General features: G+C 56.6%; 23 protein-coding genes. 4 read left to right on the plus strand and 19 right to left on the minus strand.

The annotated features are described in order from the left end of the window. Positions 1-2 precede the first annotated feature (2 nt). The 11 genes from GXP72_RS18205 to cysG all read right to left on the minus strand — a co-directional run bounded on the left by GXP72_RS18205 (position 3) and on the right by cysG (position 8,789). Positions 3-629 (minus strand): protein-L-isoaspartate(D-aspartate) O-methyltransferase, encoded by a 627-nt coding sequence (locus GXP72_RS18205; RefSeq protein WP_157189659.1) that lies wholly within the window; start codon positions 627-629, stop codon positions 3-5. Next, positions 623-1,384 carry a 5'/3'-nucleotidase SurE gene (surE, locus tag GXP72_RS18210; RefSeq protein ID WP_021241911.1) on the minus strand — a complete coding sequence of 254 codons (762 nt, stop codon included), beginning with the start codon at positions 1,382-1,384 and terminating at the stop codon, positions 623-625. The genes GXP72_RS18205 and surE overlap by 7 nt, the downstream gene beginning before the upstream one ends. After that, complete coding sequence (gene truD, locus GXP72_RS18215; RefSeq protein WP_048990162.1) at positions 1,365-2,414, minus strand: tRNA pseudouridine(13) synthase TruD; 1,050 nt, start codon at positions 2,412-2,414, stop codon at positions 1,365-1,367. The genes surE and truD overlap by 20 nt, the downstream gene beginning before the upstream one ends. Continuing rightward, positions 2,411-2,890, minus strand: a complete 480-nt coding sequence (ispF, locus tag GXP72_RS18220) for a 2-C-methyl-D-erythritol 2,4-cyclodiphosphate synthase (protein WP_008499607.1) — start codon at positions 2,888-2,890, stop codon at positions 2,411-2,413. The genes truD and ispF overlap by 4 nt, the downstream gene beginning before the upstream one ends. Beyond that, a complete protein-coding gene (ispD, locus tag GXP72_RS18225) occupies positions 2,890-3,600 on the minus strand; it encodes a 2-C-methyl-D-erythritol 4-phosphate cytidylyltransferase (protein ID WP_024909255.1) in 711 nt (236 codons plus the stop codon). Before ispD ends, ispF begins: the two co-directional genes overlap by 1 nt. Positions 3,601-3,619: 19 nt before the next feature. Then, the gene (ftsB, locus tag GXP72_RS18230) at positions 3,620-3,931 is read right to left on the minus strand and encodes a cell division protein FtsB (RefSeq protein WP_008499609.1); all 312 of its coding nucleotides are present in this window, start codon (positions 3,929-3,931) and stop codon (positions 3,620-3,622) included. 166 nt (positions 3,932-4,097) lie between these two features. Next, the gene (locus tag GXP72_RS18235; RefSeq protein WP_008499610.1) at positions 4,098-4,424 is read right to left on the minus strand and encodes a DUF3561 family protein; all 327 of its coding nucleotides are present in this window, start codon (positions 4,422-4,424) and stop codon (positions 4,098-4,100) included. Positions 4,425-4,482: 58 nt separating this feature from the next. Beyond that, positions 4,483-5,088 (minus strand): adenylyl-sulfate kinase, encoded by a 606-nt coding sequence (cysC, locus tag GXP72_RS18240; protein WP_010434543.1) that lies wholly within the window; start codon positions 5,086-5,088, stop codon positions 4,483-4,485. After that, positions 5,088-6,512 carry a sulfate adenylyltransferase subunit CysN gene (cysN, locus tag GXP72_RS18245; RefSeq protein WP_032648081.1) on the minus strand — a complete coding sequence of 475 codons (1,425 nt, stop codon included), beginning with the start codon at positions 6,510-6,512 and terminating at the stop codon, positions 5,088-5,090. The genes cysC and cysN overlap by 1 nt, the downstream gene beginning before the upstream one ends. A 9-nt stretch (positions 6,513-6,521) precedes the next feature. Further along, positions 6,522-7,430, minus strand: coding sequence for a sulfate adenylyltransferase subunit CysD (gene cysD / locus GXP72_RS18250; RefSeq protein WP_006811770.1), 909 nt, complete (start codon positions 7,428-7,430; stop codon positions 6,522-6,524). A 9-nt stretch (positions 7,431-7,439) separates the two neighbouring features. Then, complete coding sequence (gene cysG / locus GXP72_RS18255; RefSeq protein ID WP_175557799.1) at positions 7,440-8,789, minus strand: siroheme synthase CysG; 1,350 nt, start codon at positions 8,787-8,789, stop codon at positions 7,440-7,442. A 246-nt stretch (positions 8,790-9,035) separates the two neighbouring features. Between cysG and GXP72_RS18260 the strand changes: the two genes are divergently transcribed. Continuing rightward, the gene (locus tag GXP72_RS18260; protein WP_208763233.1) at positions 9,036-10,079 is read left to right on the plus strand and encodes an aminopeptidase; all 1,044 of its coding nucleotides are present in this window, start codon (positions 9,036-9,038) and stop codon (positions 10,077-10,079) included. Positions 10,080-10,196: 117 nt separating this feature from the next. Here GXP72_RS18260 and cysH read toward each other — a convergent pair whose 3' ends face one another. Genes cysH through cysJ form a run of 3 tightly spaced genes read right to left on the minus strand, consistent with a single transcriptional unit; the run spans position 10,197 to position 14,464 of the window. Further along, positions 10,197-10,931: a phosphoadenosine phosphosulfate reductase gene (cysH, locus tag GXP72_RS18265; RefSeq protein WP_024909260.1), complete on the minus strand. Its 735-nt coding sequence runs from the start codon at positions 10,929-10,931 to the stop codon at positions 10,197-10,199. A gap of 15 nt (positions 10,932-10,946) precedes the next feature. Further along, positions 10,947-12,659: an assimilatory sulfite reductase (NADPH) hemoprotein subunit gene (gene cysI, locus GXP72_RS18270; RefSeq protein ID WP_032648087.1), complete on the minus strand. Its 1,713-nt coding sequence runs from the start codon at positions 12,657-12,659 to the stop codon at positions 10,947-10,949. Continuing rightward, a complete protein-coding gene (gene cysJ, locus GXP72_RS18275; protein WP_208763234.1) occupies positions 12,659-14,464 on the minus strand; it encodes an NADPH-dependent assimilatory sulfite reductase flavoprotein subunit in 1,806 nt (601 codons plus the stop codon). Before cysJ ends, cysI begins: the two co-directional genes overlap by 1 nt. Before the next feature lie 306 nt (positions 14,465-14,770). Between cysJ and queD the strand changes: the two genes are divergently transcribed. Next, positions 14,771-15,133 carry a 6-carboxytetrahydropterin synthase QueD gene (gene queD / locus GXP72_RS18280; protein WP_014885039.1) on the plus strand — a complete coding sequence of 121 codons (363 nt, stop codon included), beginning with the start codon at positions 14,771-14,773 and terminating at the stop codon, positions 15,131-15,133. 86 nt (positions 15,134-15,219) lie between these two features. Here the strand turns inward: queD and queE are convergent, their stop codons facing one another. From queE to GXP72_RS18295, 3 genes are read right to left on the minus strand one after another with little or no spacing between them, the layout of a single operon-like run. After that, positions 15,220-15,891: a 7-carboxy-7-deazaguanine synthase QueE gene (queE, locus tag GXP72_RS18285; protein WP_023333236.1), complete on the minus strand. Its 672-nt coding sequence runs from the start codon at positions 15,889-15,891 to the stop codon at positions 15,220-15,222. 54 nt (positions 15,892-15,945) lie between these two features. Continuing rightward, on the minus strand, positions 15,946-16,653 hold the full coding sequence (locus tag GXP72_RS18290) for an N-acetylmannosamine-6-phosphate 2-epimerase (protein ID WP_024909263.1): 708 nt from the start codon (positions 16,651-16,653) through the stop codon (positions 15,946-15,948). Beyond that, entirely contained in the window at positions 16,653-18,212 is a 1,560-nt protein-coding gene (locus tag GXP72_RS18295; RefSeq protein WP_208763235.1) for a maltose/glucose-specific PTS transporter subunit IIC, read from the minus strand. The genes GXP72_RS18290 and GXP72_RS18295 overlap by 1 nt, the downstream gene beginning before the upstream one ends. Before the next feature lie 165 nt (positions 18,213-18,377). On the opposite strand from GXP72_RS18295, the gene GXP72_RS18300 reads away from it, so the two are divergent. Next, positions 18,378-19,202, plus strand: coding sequence for a MurR/RpiR family transcriptional regulator (locus tag GXP72_RS18300; RefSeq protein WP_024909265.1), 825 nt, complete (start codon positions 18,378-18,380; stop codon positions 19,200-19,202). A gap of 358 nt (positions 19,203-19,560) precedes the next feature. Beyond that, entirely contained in the window at positions 19,561-20,670 is a 1,110-nt protein-coding gene (locus tag GXP72_RS18305) for an SDR family oxidoreductase (RefSeq protein ID WP_032648092.1), read from the plus strand. Between the two features lie 53 nt (positions 20,671-20,723). On the opposite strand, the gene eno is transcribed toward GXP72_RS18305, so the two are convergent. Both eno and pyrG read right to left on the minus strand, forming a co-directional pair. Next, complete coding sequence (eno, locus tag GXP72_RS18310; protein ID WP_024909267.1) at positions 20,724-22,022, minus strand: phosphopyruvate hydratase; 1,299 nt, start codon at positions 22,020-22,022, stop codon at positions 20,724-20,726. Between the two features lie 82 nt (positions 22,023-22,104). Continuing rightward, on the minus strand, positions 22,105-23,742 hold the full coding sequence (gene pyrG, locus GXP72_RS18315) for a CTP synthase (glutamine hydrolyzing) (protein WP_023309013.1): 1,638 nt from the start codon (positions 23,740-23,742) through the stop codon (positions 22,105-22,107). Positions 23,743-23,757: the final 15 nt, after the last annotated feature.

The following is a 23,757-nucleotide window of genomic DNA, read 5'->3' on the forward strand; positions in this document are numbered from 1 at the left end:
TCTCAGGCCAACTCCCCCTTCACCAGAGGCACAAAGCGCACGGCTTCCACGGTGTCGATAATATACTCGCCGCCGCGCCGACGAACGCGCTTCAACAGCTGCTGCTCGTCCCCGACAGGCAGAACCAGAATACCCCCCTCATCCAGCTGCGATAACAGGGCAGCTGGAATTTCAGGCGGGGCCGCCGTCACGATGATGGCGTCAAACGGGGCGCGAGCTTTCCAACCCTGCCATCCATCACCGTGTCGTGTCGAAACATTATGTAAATCAAGTTGTTTCAGGCGACGACGCGCCTGCCACTGTAAACCTTTAATCCGCTCAACGGAGCATACATGGTGCACCAGATGCGCCAGGATCGCAGTCTGATACCCCGACCCGGTGCCAATCTCCAGCACGCGGGAGTCGGGCGTCAGCTCCAGCAGCTCCGTCATCCGCGCTACCATATAAGGCTGCGAAATCGTCTGGCCCTGCCCGATGGGCAGCGCCACGTTTTCCCACGCTTTGTGTTCAAACGCCTCGTCTACAAATTTCTCACGCGGAACCTGAGCAAGTGCTTCAAGCACGTGCTCGTCGCGGATCCCCTGCGCGCGGAGTTGTTCCAGAAGAGTTTGTACACGTTTGTTTACCATTGCGCGTTCACTCCTGCGCGATCCAGCCAGCCCGACACCACATCATGCGCGCTATACGCGGTTAAATCTACGTGCAGCGGGGTAACCGAAACATAGCCTTCTTCTACGGCGGCAAAGTCGGTATCCGGACCCGCATCGCACTTATCGCCAGGAGGGCCAATCCAGTAAAGCGTGTTGCCGCGCGGATCCTGCTGCGGGATCACCTGATCGGCAGGATGTCGGCTTCCGCAACGGGTGACGCGAATGCCTTTAATTTCATCGAGAGGAAGATCCGGCACGTTGATGTTGAGGATGCGCCCGGTACGCAACGGCTCGCGGCCGAGTGCCCGCAGGATCGAACAGGTCACCGCAGCGGCGGTGTCGTAGTGCGTGTAGCCGTTCAACGAGACCGCCAGCGCCGGGAACCCCAGATGGCGCCCTTCCATTGCGGCCGCCACGGTACCGGAGTAAATCACGTCATCGCCGAGGTTAGGCCCGGCGTTAATGCCGGAGACGACGATATCCGGACGCGGACGCATCAGCGCGTTCACGCCCAGAAAAACGCAGTCGGTTGGCGTGCCCATCTGCACGGCAATATCGCCATTTTCAAAGGTAAAGGTGCGAAGCGACGACTCCAGCGTCAGCGAGTTAGACGCTCCACTGCGGTTACGATCGGGTGCCACGACCTGCACATCCGCAAATTCACGGAGGTGTTTCGCCAGGGTCTGAATGCCCGGCGCGTGGATCCCGTCATCGTTACTCAGCAATATTCGCATAATCACCCGAGGTGTTGATAAGTTCCCTGACAACACTGGTGGCAAAGCTACCTGCCGGCAGCCAGAAGCGTAACTCGACGGTTACGTCATCCCACCAGTTCCAGCTTAACTGCTGCGGATAGAGCAGCATTGCGCGGCGTGCCGCGTCGACTTTTTCCCGCACCAGCAAGGATTGCAGTTCTGGCGCATCCGCTACGGCTGCTTGCTCGGCGGCCAGCGCGTCGCCCTGTGTTCCCCAGTCGCCCGTACCGGGCAGCGCGGCGGTAATCATCAGCGCTTTTGCGTCCACGCGCGACTGCACATCGGCCATTTCTTCGGCCGTTGCCACAAACCAGCTTCCGCGTCCCGCTAATTGTAGCGCATCGCCAACAACAACTTGATTCGCGTCCGGTTTTTTCAGCCTTTCGCTCACAATCTGATTAAACAACGCACTGCGGGCCGCCGACAACCAAAAACTGCGTTTATTCCTGTCCCGCACCGGTGCATCGCTTTGCGCCCAGCGCAGCGCGCCCTGCAGGTTGCTGCCGCCAATACCAAAGCGCTGCGCGCCAAAGTAGTTTGGCACGCCGCGTTCACTGATCGCGTTCAGACGTTTTTCAACGTCTTCGCGGTGGGTCACTTCCCGCAGCACCAGCGTAAAGTCGTTACCCTTCAACGCCCCCAGACGCAGTTTGCGCTTGTGGCGGGCGAATTCCAGTACCTTACAGCCCTCAAGCTCAAATTTGCTTAAATCAGGCATCGTATTACCGGGAACGCGCGCGCAGAGCCACTGTTCAGTGACGGCGTGTTTATCTTTCTGCCCGGCAAAGCTCACTTCGCGGGCATGAATTTTAAGGAATTTTGCCAGCGCGTCGGCCACAAAGCGGGTATTGCAGCCATTTTTCAGAATACGCACCAGGATATGTTCGCCTTCCCCATCCGGCTCGAAGCCCAGATCCTCCACCACGAGGAAGTCTTCAGGGCTGGCTTTCAGCACCCCGTTCCCCTGCGGTTTACCGTGCAGGTATGTCAGGTTGTCGAAGTCTGTCATTTGCTCGCCTTCACCAGCAGCGCCACGGCTTCACAGGCAATCCCTTCGCCGCGCCCGGTAAAGCCCAGCTTCTCGGTCGTCGTCGCTTTGACGTTCACGTCGTCCATGTGGCAGCCCAGATCTTCTGCAATAAACACGCGCATCTGCGGAATGTGCGGCAGCATTTTCGGGGCCTGGGCAATAATCGTCACGTCGACGTTGCCGAGGGTGTAGCCTTTCGCCTGAATGCGACGCCACGCTTCGCGCAGCAGTTCGCGGCTGTCCGCGCCTTTAAATGCCGGGTCGGTGTCCGGGAACAGCTTGCCGATATCACCCAGCGCGGCAGCGCCCAGCAGCGCGTCGGTCAGCGCATGCAGCGCCACGTCGCCATCAGAATGTGCCAGCAGTCCTTTTTCATAAGGAATGCGCACGCCGCCAATGATAATTGGGCCTTCTCCGCCAAAGGCGTGTACATCAAAACCGTGTCCAATTCGCATTATGCCTTCTCCTGATGGGTCGAACGGGTAAGATAGAATTCCGCGAGCTGTAAATCTTCCGGACGCGTCACTTTAATATTATCAGCGCGTCCTTCAACAAGCTCAGGGTGGAAACCGCAATATTCCAGCGCAGAGGCTTCGTCCGTGATGGTTGCACCTTCTCTAAGCGCACGCGTTAAGCAGTCGTGGAGTAATTCGCGGGGGAAAAATTGTGGCGTCAGCGCGTGCCATAAATCGACGCGATCGACGGTGTGGGCGATAGCCTGTTTACCCGGCTCGGCGCGCTTCATGGTGTCGCGCACCGGTGCGGCCAGAATCCCGCCAACCTTGCTTGTTTCGCTCAGGGCCAGCAGACGCGCAAGGTCGTCCTGATGGAGGCACGGACGCGCCGCGTCATGCACCAGCACCCACGGCGCGTTACCGGCGGCCTGAATGCCCGCCAGCACGGAATCGGCGCGCTCGGCGCCACCGTCAACGACGGTAATCTGTGGATGATTTGCCAGCGGCAGCTGCGCAAAGCGCGCATCGCCAGGGCTGATAGCGATAATCACCCGCGTCACCCGTGGGTGCGCCAGCAGCGCCGCCACGGCGTGCTCGAGGATCGTTTTATCGCCAATAGAGAGGTACTGCTTGGGACATTCTGTCTGCATGCGCCGGCCAAAACCTGCGGCCGGCACCACGGCGCATACGTCCGAAAAAGTTACTGCCATGTCGTAATCCTGGGCCTGATTATCGATTGTTTTGTGCTGAGCCCTGATTGCGTTTAGACGCATCCGGAACCAGACGATAAAAGGTTTCGCCCGGCTTAGTCATACTGAGTTCATTGCGTGCGCGTTCCTCAATCGCCTCTTGCCCGCCATTGAGGTCATCAATTTCAGCAAAGAGTTGATCGTTTCGCGCCTTAAGTTTGGCGTTTGTTGCCTGCTGAGCCGCGACGTCATCGCTCACCCGGCTATAGTCGTGCAGTCCGTTCTTACCGAACCACAGCGAATATTGCAGCCAGATTAGCAAAGCCAGCAACAGCAGCGTTAGTTTACCCATCCTGCCCCCTGAAAAACGGCATCATCATCCCAAGACTTCCCCAGAGCACTACGCCGGGGTAACAGAGATGCCGCAACATCGCGGGCAAATGTACCACATTTTTTCCGCAGAATCGTCCTGCACAATATCGTTACACAGTTGGTTACGGTTTGAATTATGGCTGAAGTTAGCCCATGAGCCACAAAAATAACAGACCAAACATCAGAACCACCGTCACAATCGTGACCACGGTGCTGTACAGGAGCTTGCCATTGAGCAACGAGTGCAGCGCAATGCCGACGACAACCGCCACGGGCATCAGCGCCAGAAAGAAAGGCCAGGTGTAGAGAAAGAAGAACAGCGTGTTACCGCCGTAGATGAGAAACGGGATACCCAGCGCCAGCAACCATGAGACGAAGCCGATGATGGCCCCAGGAAATGACCAGGTCGTTTCGTCGTCGGTCGCGAGCGGCTCCGACCCGGTGGTGGTGATGTAATGTTCACTGTTGCGCATAGCTAATCCTGTGACCGTGACTCATCGTTCGGGAAGACAGCTCCCGAACGATACCGTCTCAGGATCTGATAATATCGTCCCGTCTGAGCAGGTCTAATAATTGGCTTACTAAATTTGTTACCAATTGTTGACCCTCCAGGTGAATTTCAGGCGATTCAGGCGCTTCGTATACCGCGTCAATTCCGGTGAAGTTTCGCAGTTCTCCGGCACGCGCTTTTTTGTACAGCCCTTTCGGGTCGCGCGCTTCGCAAATCTCCAGCGGCGTATCAACAAACACCTCGATAAAGCGATCCTGGCCCACGCGTTCACGCACCATCTGGCGCTCGGCGCGGTGCGGTGAGATAAACGCGGTCAGCACCACCAGCCCGGCGTCCGCCATCAGGCTGGCCACTTCGCCTACCCGGCGGATGTTCTCTTTACGGTCGTCGTCGCTAAACCCTAAATCGCTGCACAGGCCGTGACGCACGTTGTCACCATCCAGCAGGTACGTGCTTACGCCCTGCTGATGCAATGCCTCTTCCAGCGCGCCCGCCACCGTCGATTTACCCGAGCCGGACAGCCCGGTAAACCACAGCACAACCCCACGGTGACCGTGGAGCTGTTCGCGCTGGGCGACGGTGACCGGATGAGGATGCCAGACGACGTTCTCATCATGGGCGGCCATTACTTGCCTCCCAGCAGATCGCGTGCGCCCCAGTGCGGGAAGTGTTTACGCACCAGCGCGTTCAGTTCCAGCTCGAAGGCACTGAATTCAGACGCCACGACAGACTGTTTAATCGGTTCGCGGACCATACCGGCCCCGACGGTAACGTTGGTCAGCCTGTCGATAAAGATAAGCCCCCCCGTCACCGGGTTCTGCTGATACGGATCCAGCACCAGCGGTTCGTCGAAGGTCAGATCGACCAGACCAATGCCGTTCAGCGGCAGTTCGGTAACCTCGCGCTGGGTGAGATTGTTGATGTCCACCTGGAACTGAATACCGTCCACGCGGGCGCGGGTTTTCTTGCCGGCAATTTTGATGTCGTAGCTCTGGCCCGGCGTCAGCGGTTGCTCCGCCATCCACACCACATCCACGGAAGCCCCCTGTACGGCCGCCAGCGTTTCCTGGGCATCCACCAGCAGATCGCCCCGGCTGATATCAATCTCGTCTTTCAGCACCAGCGTTACGGCTTCACCGGCGCCCGCTTCCTGCAGGTCACCGTCGAAGGTGACGATGCGGGCGATGGTGGATTCCACGCCGGATGGCAGCACCTTAACGCGCTGGCCGACCTTCACGGAGCCTGACGCGAGGGTACCTGAGAAACCGCGGAAATCGAGGTTAGGACGGTTAACGTACTGCACCGGGAAGCGCATCGGCTGGGTGTCGACCACGCGCTGAATTTCAACGGTTTCCAGCACCTCCAGTAGCGTCGGGCCGCTGTACCACGGCATGTTCGCGCTCTGGGAGGCGACGTTATCCCCTTCCAGCGCCGAGAGCGGCACAAAGCGGATATCCAGGTTGCCCGGCAGCTGCTCGGCAAAGGTCAGGTAGCTCTGGCGGATCTCCTCGAACTTCTCTTCGCTGAAGTTCACCAGATCCATCTTGTTGACCGCCACCACCAGGTGTTTGATCCCCAGCAGCGTGGAGATAAAGCTGTGACGACGGGTCTGATCCAGCACGCCTTTACGCGCGTCCATCAGCAGGATCGCCAGGTCGCAGGTCGACGCGCCGGTCGCCATATTGCGGGTGTACTGTTCGTGCCCCGGGGTGTCGGCGATAATAAATTTGCGTTTCTCGGTAGAGAAATAGCGGTAGGCCACGTCGATGGTGATGCCCTGCTCGCGCTCGGCCTGCAGGCCGTCCACCAGCAGGGCCAGGTCGAGTTTTTCACCCTGGGTGCCGTGACGTTTACTGTCGTTATGCAGGGAAGAGAGCTGATCTTCGTAAATCTGGCGCGTATCGTGCAGCAGGCGGCCAATCAGGGTACTTTTCCCGTCATCCACGCTACCGCAGGTCAGAAAACGCAGCAGGCTTTTATGTTGCTGCGCGTGCAGATAGGCTTCCACGCCGCCTTCGTTGGCAATTTGTTGAGCAATAGTGGTGTTCATGGCGGCTCCTTAGAAATAACCCTGACGTTTCTTCAGCTCCATGGAGCCTGCCTGGTCGCGGTCAATCACGCGCCCCTGTCGCTCGCTGGTGGTCGATACCAGCATCTCTTCGATGATCTCCGGCAGCGTCTGCGCGCTGGATTCCACCGCGCCGGTCAGCGGCCAGCAGCCGAGGGTGCGGAAACGGACCATCTGTTTTTTAATCACTTCGCCCGGCTGCAGGTCGATGCGATCGTCGTCGATCATCATCAGCATGCCGTCACGCTCCAGCACCGGGCGCTCGGCGGCCAGATACAGCGGAACGATTTCGATGTTTTCCAGATAGATGTACTGCCAGATATCCAGCTCGGTCCAGTTAGAGAGCGGGAAGACGCGAATGCTTTCGCCTTTGTTGATCTGACCATTGTAGTTGTGCCACAGCTCCGGGCGCTGGTTTTTGGGGTCCCAGCGGTGGAAGCGGTCGCGGAAGGAGTAGATACGCTCTTTGGCGCGGGATTTCTCTTCGTCACGGCGCGCGCCGCCAAAAGCAGCGTCAAAACCGTATTTATTCAGCGCCTGCTTCAGCCCTTCGGTTTTCATGATATCGGTATGCTTGGCGCTGCCGTGCACGAACGGGTTAATGCCCATCGCCACCCCTTCCGGGTTTTTATGCACCAGCAGCTCGCAGCCGTAGGCTTTGGCGGTACGGTCGCGAAACTCATACATCTCGCGGAATTTCCAGCCGGTATCCACGTGCAACAGCGGGAAAGGCAGCGTGCCCGGATAAAACGCTTTACGCGCCAGATGCAGCATGACGCTGGAATCTTTACCGATGGAGTACATCATCACCGGGTTAGAAAACTCGGCGGCCACTTCGCGGATGATATGGATACTCTCCGCTTCGAGCTGCCGCAGGTGTGTAAGACGTTTTTGGTCCATAACCGTTCCTTAAGCCAAATTTACGACAGAAGAACCAAAGCCTTCTGTATCGGTTGTGTGTTGGAACCAGGCGAGCGTGCTGTGCAGCTGCACCACTTCTCCCACCACGATCAGGGCGGGCATCGGGGCGTCTTTCGCCAGGGTTGCAAGATGTTCCAGGGTGCCCGTCGCAACGTGCTGATCGACGCGCGTGCCGCGAGAAATGACGGCAACGGGCGTCGTCGCCTCGCGACCGTGCTGAATAAGCTGTTCGCTGATATCTGCCGCCTTCATCGTGCCCATGTAAATCGCCAGCGTCTGGCGGCTCTGGGCGAGATGCGACCAGTCGAACGGTGTGCTGTCGGCCTTGTAGTGGCCGGTCACAAAGGTCACGCTCTGGGCGTAATCGCGGTGGGTCAGCGGGATACCGGCGTAGGCCGTTACCGCAGAGGCCGCCGTAATGCCCGGCACCACCTGGAACGGTACACCCGCTTCGGCTGCCGCCTGCAGCTCTTCGCCGCCGCGACCAAAGATAAACGGATCGCCCCCTTTCAGGCGCACCACGGTTTTACCCGCTTTGGCGGCGTCAATCAGCATCTGGTTGGTGTCGTGCTGCGGCACCGAGTGCTCGCCAGCCCGTTTGCCGACGCAGATTTGCTCCGCGTCGCGACGGATCAGCTCGCGCACGCCGTCGGTAACCAGATGGTCGTAAAACACCACGTCCGCGTCCTGCAGCACCTGCAGTCCGCGCAGCGTCAGGAGCCCGGCATCGCCCGGTCCTGCGCCTACCAGAATGATCTCCCCGCCGGTGCTGCCGGGGTTATCCAGTTCGTCTTCAAGAATTTTCTGCGCCGCCGTCTCATTGCCGGCATGCATCAGGCTGGCAAAGCGGCCGCGAAACACGCGTTCCCAGAAGCGACGGCGTTCCGTCACGCTGGTCAGGCGGGTTTTCAGATGGTTGCGCCAGTAGCTGGCTTTTTCCGCCATGCGCCCGAGGCTGGTCGGCAGCAGCGCTTCGATTTTTTCCCGCAGCACGCGCGCCAGCACCGGTGCGGTACCGCCGGAGGAGATCGCCACCAGCAGCGGCGAACGGTCAACGATCGACGGGAAGATAAACGAGCATAAAGGCTGGTCGTCCACCACGTTCACCAGGCGGTAGCGGGCCTGAGCGGCCTCGGAAATCCGCCGGTTCAGGTCGCGATCTTCGGTCGCCGCAATCACCAGCACGACGCTGTCGATTTGGGATTCGTCGAAATCCGCTTCTGCTACTACCCGCACCTGCGCCCCTGCGCGCTGCAGAAACGCAATTTTGCGATCGGCAATTTCACCCGTGCCAACAACCAGCACCGGCTTCTCTTTTATCGCGGCAAATAAGGGCAGATAGTCCACAAGCAACAACTCACTAACAACGAGGAATAGAGGGACTATAGGGGGCGGCTTAGACCGAATGAAATTACGAATTGGAATGAGTAGTTACTCAATGGAATAACGCCGTGAAAAAGCTAATACCAAAAAGTGCTTAACACGCGAAATTTCGGGCATTTAAGAGCAATTCAAATTGTGTATGGACGATCACAGTTTCATACTAAGCGGGTTATTATTTTGCTCAGTTTTTAAGGACTCACTATGTTCTCCGCAACGCGCCACCGTATTGCTGCCCTGGCGCTCGGCGTTTGCTTTATTCTTCCTGCCCAGGCAAAAAACCAACCTTATGGTGAAATCGCCACTATGCAGGCGCGGCATATTGCCACCGTCTTTCCTGGCCGTATGACCGGTTCGCCTGCGGAAATGCTCTCCGCGGACTATCTTCGCCAGCAGTTTGCCGGGATGGGCTACCAGAGCGACATCCGGTCGTTTCACAGCCGCTACGTCTATACCTCACGAAACAAAACGAAAAACTGGCATAACGTGACCGGCAGTACGGTTATCGCGGCGCATGAAGGTAGCGCAAAAGAGCAAATTATTATTATGGCGCACCTTGATACCTACGCCCCGATGAGTGACGCCGATACGGATAACAACCTCGGCGGGCTAACGCTGCAGGGCATGGACGACAACGCGGCAGGCCTGGGCGTGATGCTCGAACTGGCCGAGCGGATGAAGGATATTCCAACCCAGTATGGTATCCGTTTCGTGGCCACCAGCGGTGAAGAAGAGGGCAAACTCGGCGCTGAGAATCTCCTTAAACGCATGAGCGCTGAGGAGAGGAAAAATACGTTGCTGGTGATCAACCTCGATAACCTGATCGTCGGCGACAAGCTCTATTTCAACAGCGGGCAAAGTACGCCGGGTACCGTGCGGAAACTGACGCGAGACCGTGCGCTGGCGATTGCCCGCAGCCACGGGGTTTATGCTACCAGCAACGCCGGCGGTAACCCGGATTATCCGCGAGGAACGGGCTGCTGCAACGACGGGGAAGTGTTCGATAAGGCGGGTATTCCGGTGCTGTATGTCGAAGCGACAAACTGGGCGCTGGGCAAAAAAGATGGCTACCAGCAGCGGGCTAAATCGAAAGCCTTCCCGGACGGGACAAGCTGGCACAACGTGATGCTGGATAATCAGCAGCACATCGATCGCGCGCTGCCGCAGCGGATTGAACACCGCAGTCGTGATGTGGTGAAGGTGATGCTGCCGCTGGTGAAGGAGCTGGCGAAAGCGGGGAAAGCCTAGTGCTTATTTTCCCCTCACCCCTGCCCTCTCACCAAAGGGGCGAGGGAGAAAAGACGGCTCCGGGCAATCCCCTCTCCCCTTTGGGGAGAGGGTTAGGGTGAGGGGGAGGATAAAGGATCACCCTTCGTGCAGCCCGCACTCGCGCTTCAGCCCAAAGAATCGCGTCTCTTCTTCCGCCATTCCCGGTTCCCATTTGCGCGTGGTGTGGGTGTCACCCACCGACAGATAGCCCTGGTCCCACAGCGGATGGTACTTCAGCCCGTGCTTTTGCAGATACTGATACACCGTCCGGTTATCCCAGTCGATAATCGGCAGCACTTTAAACACCCCGCGCTGGACCGCCAGCACCGGCAAGGTTGCCCGGCTGCCGGACTGCTCGCGGCGCAGGCCAGCAAACCACGTCTGCGCATTGAGCTCTTTCAGCGCCCGGTTCATCGGCTCAACTTTGTTGATCTCATTGTATTTCTCAATGCCCTCAACGCCCTGTTCCCACAGCTTACCGTAGCGCGCCTCCTGCCAGGCCGCGCTTTCCGTCGCGCGGTAAACTTTGAGGTTCAGCTTGAGCTTGTCCGTCAGCTCGTCAATAAACTGGTAGGTTTCCGGGAACAGGTAGCCGGTATCGGTGAGGATCACCGGAATGTCCGGACGGATCTGATTCACCAGATGCAGGCTGACCGCCGCCTGAATACCAAAGCTCGACGACAGCACATAGTCTCCCGGCAGGTTTTCCAGCGCCCACGCCACGCGCCCTTCGGCGTCCAGCTTTTCAAGGTGGGCATTGGTTTCTGCGAGTGCCAGAATGCGTTCGACTTTTGGCAATGCGTTAAGCGCGTTTAGATCGAGTACGGACATAATTACCTCTCGTGGTTACTCCCAGAAATCCCTTGCGGGATCGAGCACCGGGCGAATGATGCCCGCACGCACCGTAAAGTCGCCGAAGCCTTCACCCGCTTCGCGCTCTTTCGCCCAGCGCCCGACAAGCTCGTCGATGGAATCAAGAATTTCCGGCTCGGTGATGTTCTCGCGGAACATACGCGGGATGCGCGTACCGATTCGGTTACCGCCCAGGTGCAGGTTATAACGCCCCGGCGCTTTCCCCACCAGACCCAGCTCGGCCAGCATCGCGCGGCCGCAGCCGTTCGGGCAGCCGGTGACGCGCATAACAATATGCTCGTCCGGAATACCGTGTTTTTCCAGAATCGCTTCTACCTTGTCAGTAAATGACGGCAGGAAACGCTCCGCTTCGGCCATCGCCAGCGGACAGGTCGGGAACGACACGCAGGCCATTGAGTTTTCACGCTGCGGCTTCACCGCATCCATTAACCCGTGATCGCGCGCCAGCTTCTCGATCTTCGCCTTCTGGCTCTCCGGCACGCCGGCAATAATGAGATTCTGGTTAGCGGTAATGCGGAACTCGCCTTTATGGATCTTAGCAATTTCCAGCAGACCGGTTTTCAGCGGACGGCCCGGATAATCCAGAATACGGCCGTTTTCGATAAACAGCGTCAGGTGCCATTTATTATCGATGCCTTTCACCCAGCCGATGCGATCGCCGCGACCGGTGAATTCGTAAGGGCGGATCGGCTCGAATTTGATGCCCGCACGACGCTCCACTTCCGCTTTGAACGTCTCAACGCCCACGCGCTCCAGGGTGTATTTGGTTTTCGCGTTTTTACGGTCTGTACGGTTGCCCCAGTCGCGCTGGGTGGTCACTACCGCTTCCGCCACGGCCAGCGTGTGCTCCAGCGGCAGGAAGCCGAACTCGCTTGCGGTGCGGGCGTAGGTTTTCTTGTTACCGTGCTCAATGGACAGGCCGCCGCCCACCAGCAGGTTAAAGCCAATCAGCTTGCCGTTTTCGGCAATCGCCACGAAGTTCATGTCGTTGGCGTGCAGGTCGATATCGTTCTGCGGTGGAATAACGACCGTGGTTTTAAACTTACGCGGCAGGTAGGTCTGGCCAAGGATCGGCTCTTCGTCGGTGGTGGCGACTTTTTCCTGATCGAGCCAAATCTCTGCGTAGGCGCGCGTGCGCGGCAGCAGGTGCTCGGAGATCTTCTTCGCCCACTCGTACGCTTCGGCATGCAGCTCGGATTCATACGGATTCGAGGTGCAAAGCACGTTACGGTTCATGTCGTTGGCGGTCGCCAGCGCGTCCAGCCCAACGGAGTGCAGCATCTGGTGCACCGGCTTGACGTTCTTCTTCAGAATACCGTGGAACTGGAAGGTCTGACGGTTAGTCAGACGGATGCTGCCATAGATCGTGTTTTCACCGGCAAACTTGTCGATCGCCTGCCACTGTTTGGTGGTAATCACCCCGCCCGGCAGACGGCAGCGCAGCAGCATCGCGTGACGCGGCTCCAGCTTCTGTTCTGCACGCTCGGCGCGGATGTCGCGGTCGTCCTGCTGGTACATGCCGTGAAAACGGATCAGCAGGAAGTTGTCGCCTTTGAAACCGCCGGTGAGACCGTCATTCAGATCTTCAGCAATGGTGCCGCGCAGATAGTTGCTTTCCAGCTTCATGCGCTCGGCGTCTGTCAGTTTACCTTCGACCACCAGTGGCCCTGGATGTTTTTCGCTCATTAGTAGACATCTCGCTGATAACGGCGCTCAACGCGCAGCTCACTTAAAAATTCGTCTGCCGCTTCGGCATCCATACCGCCGAATTCGGCAATCACTTCCAGCAAAGTCTGCTCAACGTCTTTCGCCATACGATTGGCGTCGCCGCAGACATAAATGTGGGCACCGTCATTGATCCAGCGCCACAGCTCTGCGCCCTGTTCGCGCAGCTTGTCTTGTACGTATACTTTTTCTTTCTGGTCGCGGGACCAGGCCAGGTCGATGCGGGTCAGAACGCCTTCTTTCACATAGCGCTGCCACTCAACCTGGTAGAGGAAATCTTCGGTAAAGTGCGGGTTGCCGAAGAAGAGCCAGTTTTTACCCGGCGCTTCATCTGCCGCGCGCTGCTGCATGAAGGCGCGGAACGGCGCAATGCCGGTGCCAGGGCCAATCATGATGACCGGGGTTTCCGGGTTTGCCGGCAGGCGGAAGTTGTCGTTGTGCTCGATAAAGACGCGCACTTCGCCCTCTTCTTCCACGCGATCCGCCAGGAAGCCTGATGCCCCACCCGTGCGGGCGCGGCCTTCGATATCGTAGCGCACCACGCCGACGGTAACATGCACTTCACTCTCCACTTCAGCCTGGGAAGAGGCGATAGAGTACAGGCGCGGGGTGAGCGGGCGCAGCAGACCGATCAGCGCATCGGCATCCAGCTGAGCCGGAGAGAAGCGCACCATATCGACAATCGGCGTCGTCGCGGCGTAATGCTGAAGCTTCGCTTTATCGCCCACCAGCGGCAGCAGGGATTCGCTGCGCGTCAAGGTGGCATAGTTTTCGACGATATTCGGGGTGTTCACCGTCAGTTCGAAATGCCACTGCAGCGCCTCTGAAAGCGGCTGGGTTTTGCCGTCAACGGTGACAGGCTCGTCGCCTTTCAGCCACAGCAGCTCAACCAGTTCTTTCACCAGCGCCGGAGCGTTCTGATACCAGATACCCAGCGCATCGCCCGGCTGATAGCGCAGGCCCGAGTCTCCCAGATCGATTTCGATATGGCGCACGTCTTTTTCCGAGTCGCGGCCGGTAATTTTCTGGTTCACCGACAGGCTCGCCGTCAGCGGCGCCTCTTTGGTGTACGGGCTGGTGTGGATGTCGTTAACAGCACCCGTCGCGGTGAACGCGGCCTGCGTCGACGTCTCTTTCGGCACGCGCGCTTTTAACACCTCAACGATGCGTGCACGCCATTCGGCGGCGGCGGTCTGGTATTCGACATCCGCGTCAACGCGGTCCAGCAGACGCTCCGCGCCCAGCTCCGCCAGCTTGCTGTCGAAGTCTTTGCCGGACTGGCAGAAGAATTCATAGGAGGTATCGCCCAGGCCAAACACGGCAAACGCCGTGCCATCCAGCTTCGGCGCTTTTTTCGAGAACAGGAACTTGTGCAGGGCCACCGCTTCTTCTGCGGGTTCACCTTCACCCTGCGTTGAGGCCACAACCACCAGCAGTTTTTCTGACGCGATTTGTTTGAATTTATAATCCCCGGCATTGACCAGGTTCACGTTCAGTTTGGCGGCCAGCAGGTCGTCACGCAGCGCCTCGGCCACGCGGCGGGCATTGCCCGTCTGCGAGGCGGAAATCAGGGTAATGGCCGGAATTTCAACGGCCGTTACCGGTGCACCTGCCACGGCGCCAGGCTGCTGATTGAGCATTCCCCAGAAATAACCGGAGACCCAGGCAAGCTGAGTGGGAGAAAAATCAGAGGTGGCAGCCTGAAGGCGCGCCAGTTGCTCCGGGTTCAGGGGAAGCAAATTTGAAGGTGGGGCCTGTGTTGTCATGCGTCGTTATGTTCCAGTAGCCAAGCGGACTTTAAGCGAATAAATCCAAACTGAAGATAAGGTTAACGGCGAGGATAATAACAATTAAAGAAGGGATGGAAATAATAAATAACCAAATGGACTAACCTGTTTTGGTTGTCATGCTTAGCGATAAAACCGATTAATTAACCCTCTGAAAATTATCGATAAAAACAACAAAAAACGCCTCTTAATGAGACGCCTGGCTTCAGAGCCGTTTTAGTTAATGCTAAAAATTGTGCTTTCCGGTACTATGCGGCGGTTTTTTCCGCATTACTGAGAGCGATCATGTCCACCACACTGTTTAAAGATTTCACCTTCGAAGCCGCCCACCACCTTCCGCATGTTCCAGAAGGACATAAATGCGGCCGTCTGCACGGGCATTCGTTCATGGTGCGTCTTGAGATCACCGGTGAAGTTGATCCGCATACCGGTTGGATCATGGATTTTGCCGAGCTGAAGGCGGCGTTTAAGCCGACCTACGATCGTCTGGATCACTACTACCTGAATGAGATCCCGGGCCTTGAAAACCCGACCAGTGAAGTGCTGGCAAAATGGATTTGGGATCAGATGAAGCCGCTGGTACCGCTGCTGAGCGCGGTGATGATCAAAGAGACCTGCACGGCAGGCTGCGTGTATCGCGGAGAGTGATGCTTGCCGGGTGGCGCTGACGCCTGCCCGGTCGACAAGAGCATCGAACCATAGGCCCGGTAAGCGCTCGCGCCACCGGGCTTTTTTTATGCAATATTCAGATACTTGTGCGTCTGCATCGACAGGCGCCAGTTGCGCGCAATACAGGTTTCAATGCACAGGCGCGTCGCGTCATCTTTCTGGCTGATCGGCTGAAGCGCAATGACGCGCTGCTTTTCATCCGTCAGCGTGGCCAGCAGTTCATCCAGCGCTTCGATATCACGCACGCGCCCTACCGGGTGCTTAATCTCATCCGCGCGTTCCAGCGCCTGAGACAGCACGTCATACCCGCCGCGCATATTCACTTTTGGCGATACCGTCACCCAGGTCGTGTGTGAACAGCGCACTTCATGGGTGCCGCTGGTTTCAATCTGGCAGCTGTAGCCGTTCTTTTCGAGCAGCTCGGTCAGCGGCGTCAGATCGTGGATGCAGGGTTCACCGCCGGTGATCACAACGTGGCGCGCCGTCCAGCCCTGACGACCAATAATGGCCAGCAGATCTTCGGAACTGCCCGCGCCCCACTTATCGCTCTCTTTGGTTTTCGCCAGAATGCTAAACAGCGACACTTCCCGATCTGCGAGCTTATCCCACGTATGTTTGGTATCACACCAGGCACAGCCAACCGGGCATCCCTGTAAACGAATGAAAATAGCGGGAACGCCGGTAAAGTAACCCTCGCCTTGCAGGGTCTGGAACATCTCGTTAATCGGGTACTGCATAGTCATCTCAGTAAAGGGGATAAACGATAAGTATCGCAGATCCCCGCCGGATGGTCATGCTCCATCGGTGCTTTGCGCGCCAATCGCCGCCATAAACCGTTCCGTGATTTGCTGTGGGCGGGTGATCGCACCGCCGACGACGACCGTATGCGCGCCCAGCGCCAGGCATCTGGCCGCGCGTTCAGGCGTATCCACGTTGCCTTCGGCAACCACGGGAACCGTCACGGCCGCCAGCACCGCTTTCAGGAACGTGCAGTCGTTGTCAGGCAATGTATGACCCTCGGTTTCCGCCGTGTAGCCGTAAAGCGTGGTGCCGACGCAGTCAAAGCCCAGCGCCTGCGCCGTCACGGCTTCGTCCACGGAGGAGATATCCGCCATCAGCAGCACCGCGGGATAGCGTGAGCGGATGCGCGAGACCAGCGTTTCCAGGGATTCTCCGCCGGGACGCTCCCGCGCCGTCGCATCAAGCGCAATGATTTCCGGAGAGACGCTCATGAGCTCATCCACCTCTTTCATCGTGGCGGTGATAAACACCTCGCTTTCCGGGTAATCCCGTTTGATGATGCCGATGACCGGCAAAGAGACCTGCTGCTTAATGGCCTCGATATCTACCACGCTGTTGGCACGAATTGCAGCGGCCCCGCCCTGCGCCGCCGCCAGCGCCATCCGCGACATAATAAACGGGCTATGCAGCGGTTCATTCTCCAGCGCCTGACAGGAGACGACCAGTTTTCCCTTCAGGTTATCCAGTACAGTTTTCATTACGATAAGATCTCTTCCACTTCGTTTTTGATAATCGTGACATGCGGGCCATAAATGACCTGAACACCGTTACCGCGCACGATAACGCCGCGCGCCCCGGTGGCTTTCAGCGCCGCGTCATTCACCTTGCTGCCGTCCTTCACCGTGACGCGAAGACGCGTGGCGCAGCAGTCCACCTCTTCAAGATTGTCTTTTCCGCCTAATCCGGCGATCACCGCAGCAGCGCGTTCGTTTTGCGGCAGACTGACGTCGTCAGCCATCGCCTCCTTTTCCCGACCCGGCGTAGCAAAATCAAAGCGGTTAATCAGGTAGCGGAAGGTGAAGTAGTAAAGGAAGAACCACGGCACGCCGACCAGCGGAACGAACATCCAGTTGGTTTTGGCCTCCCCCTGCAAAATGCCGAACAGCACGAAGTCGATGAAACCGCCGGAGAAGGTTTGCCCGATGGTGATATGCAGCATGTGCGCGACCATGAATGCCAGCCCGTCAAACAGCGCATGGATGACGTAGAGCACCGGCGCAATAAACAGGAACGAGAATTCGATAGGCTCGGTAATCCCCGTCAGGAACGAGGTTAACGCGGCAGAAAGCAGCAGTCCGGCAACGCGTTTTTTGTTCTCGGGTTTTGCCGTGTGGTACATCGCCAGGCACGCCCCGAGCAGGCCAAACATCATCGTAATAAAGCGCCCGGACATGAAGCGTGACGTGCCTTCGTAAAACTGACGCGTGGTAGGATCGGCCAGTTGGGCGAAGAAGATCCGCTGCGTGCCTTCCACCAGATGACCGTTGACGATTTCACTGCCGCCAAGCGCGGTGGTCCAGAACGGCAGATAGAAGATGTGGTGCAAACCAAACGGGCCCAGCATGCGGAGAATAAAGCCGTACAGCAGGGTGCCCAGATAGCCGGTGGCATCCACCAGCCCGCCCAGACCAAAAATCAGCTTCTGGAAATGCGGCCAGACCACGGTCATGAGTGCACCGACGAGGATCGCCGCCAGCGAGCTGATAATAGGAACAAAGCGCGAGCCGCCAAAGAATCCGAGGAACTGCGGAAGCGCTATTTTATTAAACCGATGATGGAGCGTGCAGGTCACCAGACCAATCACCACGCCGCCAAACACACCGGTTTCCAGCGTCTGAATGCCCAGCGTCATGCCCTGCCCCACGGCGCCCAGGTTGTCGTGCGCCAGTTTGCCGGTGAGGATCAGCAGCGCGTTAATGGTGGCATTCATCACCAGAAACGCGAGTAATGCCGCCAGCCCGGCCGTGCCCTTATCGCTTTTTGCCAGCCCTACGGCCACCCCAACGGCAAACAGCACCGAGAGGTTCGCAAACACAATGGATCCTGCGCTGCTCATGATGGTGAAAATGGCCTGAAGCCAGCCCACGTCTAAAAACGGATAAGCCGCCAGCGTATTGGGATTCGATAACGCGCCGCCTATCCCCAGCAGCAGACCCGCCGCAGGCAACACTGCAATCGGCAACATAAAGGATTTGCCAAAGCGCTGCGCTTTTTCAAACCATCCCCCTGAAGAAGCCCCACTGAATATTTGCATCATTTTTTCATCCCCCCATTAAACGATGAAAATTTTTACCATATAAATATTTAATAGTGAAAATTATCATCAAAAACCAGGACGACGATCATACTTTTTCAAAATGACTGGCATCTTTCCCCCGCTTTCCGCCACACTAGTCGCAGAGAAACGCATTAAGGATCGAGCATGTCAGACCATGAAAACCTGCTGCTGAAGCTACGCCAGGAGGCTTCCGGGTACAGCCCAACACAACAAAAACTCGGTGAATTTGTCCTCAGCGATCCTGCCCGGGTGCTCTACCTGACGATCACCGAGCTGGCGCGCGAGAGCCACACCAGCGAGGCCAGCGTCACGCGTCTTTGCCGCACGCTGGGCTGCAAAGGCTATAACGAATTTAAAATGGCGCTTGCGCTGGATATTCAGCAGGGCCAGCCCGCGCGTCAGGCGGGAGATGAGATTGATAACGTCGTGGATGAGTCGGTGCAGGCTTTGCAGGATACCGCCAGGCTCCTCGACCGCACGCTGCTTGAAAAGGCGGCGCTGGCGCTGCACCAGGCACAATCCGTGCAAATTTATGGCGTCGCGGCCAGCGCGATCCTTGGGGAGTATCTGCACTACAAGCTGTTGCGTCTGGGCAAACCCGCACAGCTGTTTAGCGATATGCACCGCGCGGCCATGAATGCGACAACGCTTTCGAAAGAGACGCTGGTTGTGGCCATCTCCAGTTCGGGTTCAACGCGGGATTTACTCCACGTGGTGAAGCTTGCCCGCAAGCGCGGCGTTAAAGTTCTGGCACTCAGCAATACGCCCCGCAGCCCGCTGGCGTCCCTGAGCGACATGCTGCTGGTGGCTGCCAAACCAGAGGGCCCCCTTAGCGCAGGCGCACTCAATGCTAAGGTTGGGGTGATGCTGCTGGTCGAGCTGCTGACCACGTCCATGATTGCGCTGGATGGTCATTACGGCGACGTTAGCCAACAAACAGCCAGCGCTACGCTTCCTCTGTTACTCTAAAAATCCTTCGCAGGCTAAATAAAATAGCCTGCGATTTATGCCGTCTGATTTTAGTTAAGTGGCGTTTAAATCATTTATTTGATAAATGTTTGGTGTAACAAATTATTATATTTATTACATTTTGAATTAAGTTTACCGTTCGGGAGCACCTCTATAAAAAACATTAAATTCAATAAGTTAAAATTTAAATTTTAATAGAGTGAATTTTTACCCTTCCGCTAATGTCCAAAATATCCGCCCGATTTCCTTTCCTTAAAATAAGCTTAAGATGCTGTCGGTTTCGGCGATTTATTATTTAAATGCCGTTTACTTTTGCGCGCCTACAATCCGCCTCATCAATCATAATGAGACGGTATTAATGAAGATGTTATTGATTACAGGCGTGACCGGATTTCTGGGCGGTGCAGTTCTTGAAAAAATCCTGACCAACGATCAATCCGTAGAACTCCTTTTGCTCGCGCGTGCCGGCGATCCGCAGAGCGGGCTGGAGCGCGTGCTGGAGAATATGCGCAAGTTCAACGTTCCTGAGGACAAACTGGCCTCCCTGACGGTGGATAATATCCTGATTGGCGACCTCAGCCAGCCTGAAGCCTTCCTGAACGATCCCCGTCTGGATCGGGTCACGCATGTCGTGAACTGTGCGGCCGTCGCCTCATTTGGTAACAACCCGCTGATCTGGAAGGTCAACGTTGAAGGTACGCTCGCGCTGGCACGCCGTATGGAGCAGGTCACAGGACTGCAGCGTTTCCTCCATGTCGGCACCGCGATGTCATGCACGCCGGAGCAGGATTCCCTGGTCGCCGAAAGCGCTGAATTCAGAGAGAATGCTGAACACCTGGTGGAATACACGTTTTCGAAGTCAACCATCGAACAGCTGATGCGCCAGGAGTGTCCGAACCTGCCGCTGCTCATCGCCCGTCCGTCCATCGTCGTCGGCCATACCCGTCACGGCTGCACACCGTCGAGCAGCATTTTCTGGGTCTTTAGCATGGGCCTGATGCTGCAGAAGTTTATGTGCTCAATGGAAGACCGGATCGACGTTGTTCCGGTGGATTATTGCGCCGACGCGATGTTAATGCTGCTCAACAGCAACGCGCGTCCGGGAGAAGTGGTACACATTTCTGCGGGAGAAGAGAACAGCGTTCGCTTTGCGGATATCGATCAGGCAATGGCGCAGGCGCTGGAGAAAGCCCCCGTCGGTGATAAGTATGCGCAGGTCAGCTACGAAACGCTGGTCAGAATGCGTCGCGAGCTGAAACATATTTTTGGGCCGTGCAACGAACGTCTGATGCTGAAAGCCATGCGGTTATACGGTGCGTTTGCCACGCTTAACGTGCGCTTCAGCAACGATAAGCTGCTGAGCATGGGGATGCCGAAGCCACCCCGGTTTACGGATTATATCGCCCGCTGCGTGCAAACCACTCAGGGGCTGACCATTCCGGAGCAAATGGCGGTTGATTTTAAATAGCAAAAAAAAATGCCAGTCATTCGACTGGCATTTTCGTTTTAAGGCTTAGGCGATTATGCCTGGCCTTTGATCTCTTTACGACCGTTGTATGGTGCTTTTTCGCCCAGCGCTTCTTCGATACGAATCAGCTGGTTGTATTTAGCAACACGGTCAGAACGGCTCATAGAACCAGTTTTGATCTGGCCTGCAGCGGTACCCACAGCCAGGTCGGCAATGGTAGCGTCTTCAGTTTCGCCAGAACGGTGAGAGATAACAGCGGTGTAGCCAGCGTCTTTCGCCATTTTGATCGCAGCCAGAGTTTCGGTCAGAGAACCGATCTGGTTGAATTTGATCAGGATGGAGTTAACGATGCCTTTCTCGATGCCTTCTTTCAGGATCTTGGTGTTGGTTACGAACAGGTCGTCACCAACCAGCTGGATTTTGTCGCCCAGTACTTTAGTCTGGTATGCGAAGCCAGCCCAGTCAGACTCGTCCAGACCGTCTTCGATAGACACGATTGGGTACTGTTTGGTCAGGTCTTCCAGGAAGTGAGTGAACTCTTCGGAGGTGAACGCTTTGTTGCCTTCGCCAGCCAGAACGTATTTACCGTCTTTGTAGAATTCAGATGCTGCGCAGTCCATCGCCAGGGTGATGTCTTTGCCCAGCTCGTAGCCTGCAGCTTTTACTGCTTCTGCGATAACAGCCAGTGCTTCTGCGTTAGAACCCAGGTTTGGCGCATAGCCACCTTCGTCACCAACAGCCGTGTTCATACCTTTGGCTTTCAGAACTTTAGCCAGGTTGTGGAACACTTCAGAACCCATACGTACCGCTTCTTTCAGGGATTTCGCGCCAACTGGCTGAATCATGAATTCCTGAATATCAACGTTGTTGTCTGCGTGCTCACCACCGTTGATGATGTTCATCATTGGTACAGGCATGGAGTATTTGCCTGGGGTGCCGTTCAGTTCTGCGATGTGCTCGAACAGTGGCATACCTTTAGCAGCCGCAGCCGCTTTGGCGTTCGCCAGGGAAACTGCCAGGATTGCGTTCGCACCAAAGTTAGATTTGTTTTCAGTACCGTCCAGATCGATCATGATCTTGTCGATGCCAGCCTGGTCTTTGGCGTCTTTGCCAATGATTGCCTGAGCAATAGGACCGTTTACAGCGCCAACCGCTTTCAGTACGCCTTTACCCAGGAAGCGAGATTTGTCGCCATCGCGCAGTTCCAGCGCTTCGCGGGAACCGGTAGAAGCACCTGATGGAGCAGCAGCCATACCAACGAAACCACCTTCCAGGTGAACTTCGGCTTCAACGGTCGGGTTACCACGGGAGTCGATGATTTCACGACCGATGACTTTAACGATTTTGGACATTAGATTTTCCTCAGTACAAGTTAAACTAAAACTCCAGACAAACAACGCGTACCAAAGGTACGCGTTGCCGTTCTAACTTTTTTTACTTCGCCTGACGCTTCTGGTAGTCGCTGGCGGCCTTCACGAAGCCTGCAAACAGCGGATGCCCGTCGCGTGGCGTTGAAGTAAATTCCGGGTGGAACTGGCAGGCGACAAACCACGGATGGTTTGGCACTTCAATGATCTCGACTAACTGATCATCCCCGGAGCGTCCCGCAACACGCAGGCCCGCGGCTTCAATAGGTTTCAACAACATGTTGTTGACTTCATAGCGGTGACGATGGCGCTCGGTGATGACCGGCTCGCCATACAGCTTGCGAACCACGCTATCGTCAGACAGCTGGCAGGCCTGTGCGCCAAGACGCATGGTGCCACCCAGATCGCTCTTCTCGGTACGGACTTCGACGTTACCTTCTTCGTCACGCCATTCAGTGATAAGCGCCACCACAGGGTACTTACAGTCTGGCACAAATTCCGTAGAGTTCGCGTTTTCCATTCCCGCTACGTTGCGCGCAAATTCGATCAGCGCAACCTGCATACCCAGGCAGATGCCGAGGTATGGAATATTGTTTTCACGCGCATAGCGCGCGGTGGCGATCTTGCCTTCTACACCACGGTAGCCGAAGCCGCCAGGGATAAGGATAGCATCCAGATCTTTCAGGATTTCAACGCCACGCGTTTCAACATCCTGAGAATCAATCAGCTTGATGTTCACGGAGACACGGTTCTTCAGACCACCGTGTTTCAGCGCTTCGATCACTGACTTATAGGCATCCGGCAGTTCAATGTACTTGCCGACCATACCGATAGTCACTTCGCCTGCCGGGTTGGCTTCTTCATAAATAACCTGTTCCCATTCAGACAGGTTAGCTTCCGGACAGTTCAAGCTGAATCGTTTACAAATATAATCGTCCAGGCCCTGCGATTTCAACAGGCCCGGGATTTTATAAATGGAATCGACATCTTTCATTGAAATAACGGCTTTTTCAGGCACGTTACAGAACAATGCAATTTTCGCACGTTCGTTCGCCGGAACCGCGCGATCGGAGCGGCAAACCAGGATGTCTGGCTGAATACCAATGGAGAGCAGTTCTTTAACAGAGTGCTGAGTCGGTTTGGTTTTCACTTCACCTGCAGCGGCCATGTACGGCACCAGGGTCAGGTGCATGAACAGCGCGTGTTCACGGCCAATATCTACCGCCAGCTGACGAATCGCTTCCAGGAATGGCAGAGATTCGATATCACCCACGGTACCGCCGATTTCAACCAGCACCACGTCGTGGCCTTCGCCACCCGCAACAATGCGTTCTTTGATGGCGTTAGTGATGTGCGGGATAACCTGAACGGTGGCACCCAGATAATCACCACGACGCTCTTTACGCAGAACGTCGGAGTAGATACGGCCAGTCGTGAAGTTGTTACGACGGGTCATTTTGGTGCGGATGAAACGCTCGTAGTGGCCAAGATCCAGATCGGTTTCAGCGCCGTCTTCAGTAACGAACACTTCCCCGTGTTGGATTGGGCTCATGGTGCCCGGATCGACGTTGATGTACGGATCCAGTTTCATCATGGTCACATTGAGGCCACGGGCTTCAAGAATGGCTGCGAGGGAGGCTGCGGCAATGCCTTTACCCAGAGAGGATACGACCCCGCCGGTCACAAAAATATAGTTCGTTGTCATGCTGAACCTGAGAAG

Source organism: Enterobacter sp. SES19, assembly GCF_011765665.1.
In the GTDB taxonomy this organism is placed as follows: Bacteria; Pseudomonadota; Gammaproteobacteria; order Enterobacterales; family Enterobacteriaceae; genus Enterobacter; species Enterobacter pseudoroggenkampii.